The sequence below is a fragment of the Kluyvera cryocrescens NBRC 102467 genome, assembly GCF_001571285.1.
GTDB lineage: Bacteria > Pseudomonadota > Gammaproteobacteria > Enterobacterales > Enterobacteriaceae > Kluyvera > Kluyvera cryocrescens.
The window spans coordinates 1-1,950 of sequence record NZ_BCTM01000077.1 but is presented as its reverse complement, the minus strand read 5'-3'; the positions used below and the strand labels follow the sequence as shown (position 1 = coordinate 1,950).

At 42.8% G+C, this 1,950-nt stretch carries 3 protein-coding genes; 1 reads left to right on the top strand and 2 read right to left on the bottom strand.

Annotated features, from left to right (window positions below):
- On the bottom strand, positions 1 to 168 hold a 168-nt coding region (locus KCR01S_RS24785), incomplete at its 3' end, for an IS1 family transposase (RefSeq protein ID WP_072277231.1).
- A 217-nt stretch (positions 169 to 385) separates the two neighbouring features.
- Here KCR01S_RS24785 and KCR01S_RS23515 point away from each other — a divergent pair.
- Positions 386 to 1,615, top strand: a complete 1,230-nt coding sequence (locus KCR01S_RS23515) for an EAL and HDOD domain-containing protein (RefSeq protein ID WP_044597283.1) — start codon at positions 386 to 388, stop codon at positions 1,613 to 1,615.
- A gap of 247 nt (positions 1,616 to 1,862) precedes the next feature.
- Here the strand turns inward: KCR01S_RS23515 and KCR01S_RS23510 are convergent.
- Positions 1,863 to 1,950 (bottom strand): IS1 family transposase (locus tag KCR01S_RS23510; RefSeq protein ID WP_019725062.1); only part of this gene is annotated, 88 nt, incomplete at its 5' end.

Below are 1,950 nucleotides of genomic sequence, written 5' to 3'. Positions count from 1 at the left end.
GATTTTCTGGTGCGTACCGGGCTGAGAGGCGGTGTAAGTGAACTGTAGTTGCCATGTTTTACGGCAATGAGAGCAGAGATAGCGCTGATGTCCTGCAGTGCTTTTGCCGTTACGCACCACGCCTTCAGTAGCGGAGCAGGAAGGACATCTGAAGGAAATGGAAGCCACGCAAGCACCTTAAAATCACCATCATACACTAAATCAGTAAGTTGGCAGCATTACCCCAGTGATGAATCCTATTGGTCGGGAATGGTGATGTCGCATCTTCCCGGTTTCTTTGTGCCCCGAGTTGTGCTCCAGATCAAACTAATCGCCAGTTTTGCATGTTATAAGCATAGAAAGGTTAAATTTCAAAAAATTATAATGCTGACCTGGAGACCTGAATATGTATTCATTTATTGCGCGACAGCCTATTTTTGACAGGAAAATGCAGACCGTCGCATATGAATTGCTTTTCAGGGTCGGAATGAAGAATTCTTTTCCCGATGTTTCGCCTGAATATGCAACTTCCAGGATGATTTCCGACCAGTTTTTATGCATTCCGATTCCCCGCATCGCTGACAATCACAGCTCATTTATCAATGTTCCGCACCGGATGATAATCAGCGGGCTTGGCGATACCTTGCCGAATGATAAAGTGGTTATAGAGATCCTTGAGGATGCCATTCCTGATGACGAGCTTTTCCTGGCGGTCAGGGAACTTCACGACAATGGCTATCAGCTGGCACTTGATGATTTCACGCTGGACAGCGCCTGGGACCGGTTTATGAGATATATTTCGGTCATTAAATTTGATGTTCGGGAAAAAACTTACCATGAGATTGATCGCTATCTCACCGAGAAAAAGCACTTGCTTCACGGCATAAAATTTCTGGCTGAAAAAGTTGAAACAAGAGAAGAGTTTGAGCTTTACAGCCAGGCCGGATTTGTTCTTTTTCAGGGGTTTTTCTTCAGCAGACCGGAGATCATCCGAAACAAATGCCTTTCTCAGAATCCGATGGCGCTTTCCAGCCTGATGATGGAAGTTAACAGGGAAAGCCCGGACTTTACCGTGCTTGAGCGATTACTGAAAAATGACCTGACTTTATCATATAAAATAATGCGTTATGTAAAAAACATGCTGTTCAAATCACACGGTATTACTCCGTCAGGGGAACTTACTCTGAAAGAAATGCTGATGTATCTGGGGTATAACGAAATCCGCCGTTTTGTTTCGGTGGCTGCTCTTTCCAGCATCGGGGTTTCGGGTGTCAGCGAACTTTATCATCTGAGTATGGTTCGTGGAAAATTTTGTGAATTAATTGCCGGGAAATTAAACCTCGCTTCATTATCCTATAACGCGTTTGTTTGTGGTTTGTTTTCTTTGCTGGATGTTATTCTCGAGCAGCCCATGGATGATTTAATTCAACAGATATCGGTTCCCGGAAATGTCGCCGATGCTCTTTGCCTGCATAAAGGCGAGCTTTTTGACATACTTAATCTTTCTTTGTGTTATGAGAAGCTTAGCTGGGAAGAGACAGCTGAAATATGCAGAACACTGAATATCTCTGAGTTCTCTGTTATAGAAACAATGCAGAAAGCCACTAAATGGGCTGATGAGCTCGCTGTATGTTAGCTATTTGACTCATATGGTTAAAGATTTATTTTTCTGTATCGTTTTAGATTAAAGAAATCCTGACAAAAGTCGTTATATCAGCCATCCCAACAGAACGAGACAATACTATTATGACGTGGAAAACCACACAGGGGCGGGTTACCCTCCTTCTTATCAGCTTTTTCGTTGTTTTAATTATGGTTACTTATTTCGTTATCAAAATATTTGTTTCTCCGAAAATCATTGATACCGAGGTAATGACTCCAACTTACTGATAGTGTTTTATGTTCAGATAATGCCCGATGACCTTGTCATGCAGCTCCACCGATTTTGAGAACGACAGTGACTTCCGTCCT

Coding starts and splice junctions, on each gene's coding strand:
- KCR01S_RS23515 (WP_044597283.1), top strand. CDS start 386: ATGTATTCATTTATTGCGCGACAGCCTATTTTTGACAGGAAAATGCAG.